The sequence below is a fragment of the Pseudomonas sp. PA-1-6B genome (genome assembly GCF_021609545.1).
Taxonomy (GTDB): Bacteria; Pseudomonadota; Gammaproteobacteria; order Pseudomonadales; family Pseudomonadaceae; genus Aquipseudomonas; species Aquipseudomonas fluorescens_BV.
Window position 1 is genome coordinate 1 of the sequence record NZ_WJZM01000107.1, and the last position, 3,605, is coordinate 3,605.

Annotated in this window: 2 tRNA genes and 2 rRNA genes; all 4 read left to right on the top strand. The window is 50.8% G+C overall.

From position 1 onward, the window contains the following. Positions 1-7 precede the first annotated feature (7 nt). The 4 genes from GIV35_RS26990 to rrf all read left to right on the top strand — a co-directional run bounded on the left by GIV35_RS26990 (position 8) and on the right by rrf (position 3,596). Positions 8-84, top strand: a tRNA-Ile gene (locus GIV35_RS26990). A gap of 30 nt (positions 85-114) precedes the next feature. Further along, positions 115-190 (top strand) — tRNA-Ala (locus tag GIV35_RS26995). Positions 191-437: 247 nt separating this feature from the next. After that, positions 438-3,329 (top strand): 23S ribosomal RNA (locus GIV35_RS27000). A 151-nt stretch (positions 3,330-3,480) separates the two neighbouring features. Then, a 5S ribosomal RNA gene (rrf, locus tag GIV35_RS27005) occupies positions 3,481-3,596 on the top strand. Positions 3,597-3,605: the final 9 nt, after the last annotated feature.

Consider the following 3,605-nt stretch of genomic DNA (forward strand, 5'->3'; position numbering starts at 1 on the left):
CGAAATTGGGTCTGTAGCTCAGTTGGTTAGAGCGCACCCCTGATAAGGGTGAGGTCGGCAGTTCGAATCTGCCCAGACCCACCAATTTTGTGTGGGAAACGCCTGTAGAAATACGGGGCCATAGCTCAGCTGGGAGAGCGCCTGCCTTGCACGCAGGAGGTCAACGGTTCGATCCCGTTTGGCTCCACCACTACTGCTTCTGTTTGTATAAAGCTTAGAAATGAGCATTCCATTGTTGTGATGGTGAATGTTGATTTCTAGTCTTTGACTAGTTCGTTCTTTAAAAATTTGGGTATGTGATAGAAAGATAGACTGAACGTTACTTTCACTGGTAACGGATCAGGCTAAGGTAAAATTTGTGAGTTCTCTTAACTGAGAAATTCGAATTTTCGGCGAATGTCGTCTTCACAGTATAACCAGATTGCTTGGGGTTATATGGTCAAGTGAAGAAGCGCATACGGTGGATGCCTTGGCAGTCAGAGGCGATGAAAGACGTGGTAGCCTGCGAAAAGCTTCGGGGAGTCGGCAAACAGACTTTGATCCGGAGATGTCTGAATGGGGGAACCCAGCCATCATAAGATGGTTATCTTGTACTGAATACATAGGTGCAAGAAGCGAACCAGGGGAACTGAAACATCTAAGTACCCTGAGGAAAAGAAATCAACCGAGATTCCCTTAGTAGTGGCGAGCGAACGGGGACTAGCCCTTAAGTGGCTTTGAGATTAGCGGAACGCTCTGGAAAGTGCGGCCATAGTGGGTGATAGCCCTGTACGCGAAAATCTCTTAGTCATGAAATCGAGTAGGACGGAGCACGAGAAACTTTGTCTGAATATGGGGGGACCATCCTCCAAGGCTAAATACTACTGACTGACCGATAGTGAACTAGTACCGTGAGGGAAAGGCGAAAAGAACCCCGGAGAGGGGAGTGAAATAGATCCTGAAACCGTATGCGTACAAGCAGTGGGAGCCCACTTTGTTGGGTGACTGCGTACCTTTTGTATAATGGGTCAGCGACTTATTTTCAGTGGCGAGCTTAACCGAATAGGGGAGGCGTAGCGAAAGCGAGTCTTAATAGGGCGTCTAGTCGCTGGGAATAGACCCGAAACCGGGCGATCTATCCATGGGCAGGTTGAAGGTTGGGTAACACTAACTGGAGGACCGAACCGACTACCGTTGAAAAGTTAGCGGATGACCTGTGGATCGGAGTGAAAGGCTAATCAAGCTCGGAGATAGCTGGTTCTCCTCGAAAGCTATTTAGGTAGCGCCTCATGTATCACTGTAGGGGGTAGAGCACTGTTTCGGCTAGGGGGTCATCCCGACTTACCAAACCGATGCAAACTCCGAATACCTACAAGTGCCGAGCATGGGAGACACACGGCGGGTGCTAACGTCCGTCGTGAAAAGGGAAACAACCCAGACCGTCAGCTAAGGTCCCAAAGTTATGGTTAAGTGGGAAACGATGTGGGAAGGCTTAGACAGCTAGGAGGTTGGCTTAGAAGCAGCCACCCTTTAAAGAAAGCGTAATAGCTCACTAGTCGAGTCGGCCTGCGCGGAAGATGTAACGGGGCTCAAACCATACACCGAAGCTACGGGTATCACGTAAGTGATGCGGTAGAGGAGCGTTCTGTAAGCCTGTGAAGGTGAGTTGAGAAGCTTGCTGGAGGTATCAGAAGTGCGAATGCTGACATGAGTAACGATAATGGGTGTGAAAAACACCCACGCCGAAAGACCAAGGTTTCCTGCGCAACGTTAATCGACGCAGGGTTAGTCGGTCCCTAAGGCGAGGCTGAAAAGCGTAGTCGATGGAAAACAGGTTAATATTCCTGTACTTCTGGTTATTGCGATGGAGGGACGGAGAAGGCTAGGCCAGCTTGGCGTTGGTTGTCCAAGTTTAAGGTGGTAGGCTGGAATCTTAGGTAAATCCGGGATTTCAAGGCCGAGAGCTGATGACGAGTTATCTTTTAGATAACGAAGTGGTTGATGCCATGCTTCCAAGAAAAGCTTCTAAGCTTCAGGTAACCAGGAACCGTACCCCAAACCGACACAGGTGGTTGGGTAGAGAATACCAAGGCGCTTGAGAGAACTCGGGTGAAGGAACTAGGCAAAATGGCACCGTAACTTCGGGAGAAGGTGCGCCGGTGAGGGTGAAGGACTTGCTCCGTAAGCTCATGCCGGTCGAAGATACCAGGCCGCTGCGACTGTTTATTAAAAACACAGCACTCTGCAAACACGAAAGTGGACGTATAGGGTGTGACGCCTGCCCGGTGCCGGAAGGTTAATTGATGGGGTTAGCTAACGCGAAGCTCTTGATCGAAGCCCCGGTAAACGGCGGCCGTAACTATAACGGTCCTAAGGTAGCGAAATTCCTTGTCGGGTAAGTTCCGACCTGCACGAATGGCGTAACGATGGCGGCGCTGTCTCCACCCGAGACTCAGTGAAATTGAAATCGCTGTGAAGATGCAGTGTATCCGCGGCTAGACGGAAAGACCCCGTGAACCTTTACTATAGCTTTGCACTGGACTTTGAATTTGCTTGTGTAGGATAGGTGGGAGGCTTTGAAGCGTGGACGCCAGTCTGCGTGGAGCCATCCTTGAAATACCACCCTGGCAACTTTGAGGTTCTAACTCAGGTCCGTTATCCGGATCGAGGACAGTGTATGGTGGGTAGTTTGACTGGGGCGGTCTCCTCCTAAAGAGTAACGGAGGAGTACGAAGGTGCGCTCAGACCGGTCGGAAATCGGTCGTAGAGTATAAAGGCAAAAGCGCGCTTGACTGCGAGACAGACACGTCGAGCAGGTACGAAAGTAGGTCTTAGTGATCCGGTGGTTCTGTATGGAAGGGCCATCGCTCAACGGATAAAAGGTACTCCGGGGATAACAGGCTGATACCGCCCAAGAGTTCATATCGACGGCGGTGTTTGGCACCTCGATGTCGGCTCATCACATCCTGGGGCTGAAGCCGGTCCCAAGGGTATGGCTGTTCGCCATTTAAAGTGGTACGCGAGCTGGGTTTAGAACGTCGTGAGACAGTTCGGTCCCTATCTGCCGTGGACGTTTGAGATTTGAGAGGGGCTGCTCCTAGTACGAGAGGACCGGAGTGGACGAACCTCTGGTGTTCCGGTTGTCACGCCAGTGGCATTGCCGGGTAGCTATGTTCGGAATAGATAACCGCTGAAAGCATCTAAGCGGGAAACTAGCCTCAAGATGAGATCTCACTGGAACCTTGAGTTCCCTGAAGGGCCGTCGAAGACTACGACGTTGATAGGTTGGGTGTGTAAGCGCTGTGAGGCGTTGAGCTAACCAATACTAATTGCCCGTGAGGCTTGACCATATAACACCCAAGCAATTTGAGTCGAAAGGCCAGATTGCGGTGTGTGAAGACGCAATGAACCGAAAGTTCGACGCTCACAAAACACCACGATCTATCACATACCCAATTTGCTGAAGCGAGGCCAGCTGGCCACGACTCAGTACCCGAATTTCTTGACGACCATAGAGCATTGGAACCACCTGATCCCATCCCGAACTCAGCAGTGAAACGATGCATCGCCGATGGTAGTGTGGGGTTTCCCCATGTGAGAGTAGGTCATCGTCAAGATTAAATTCC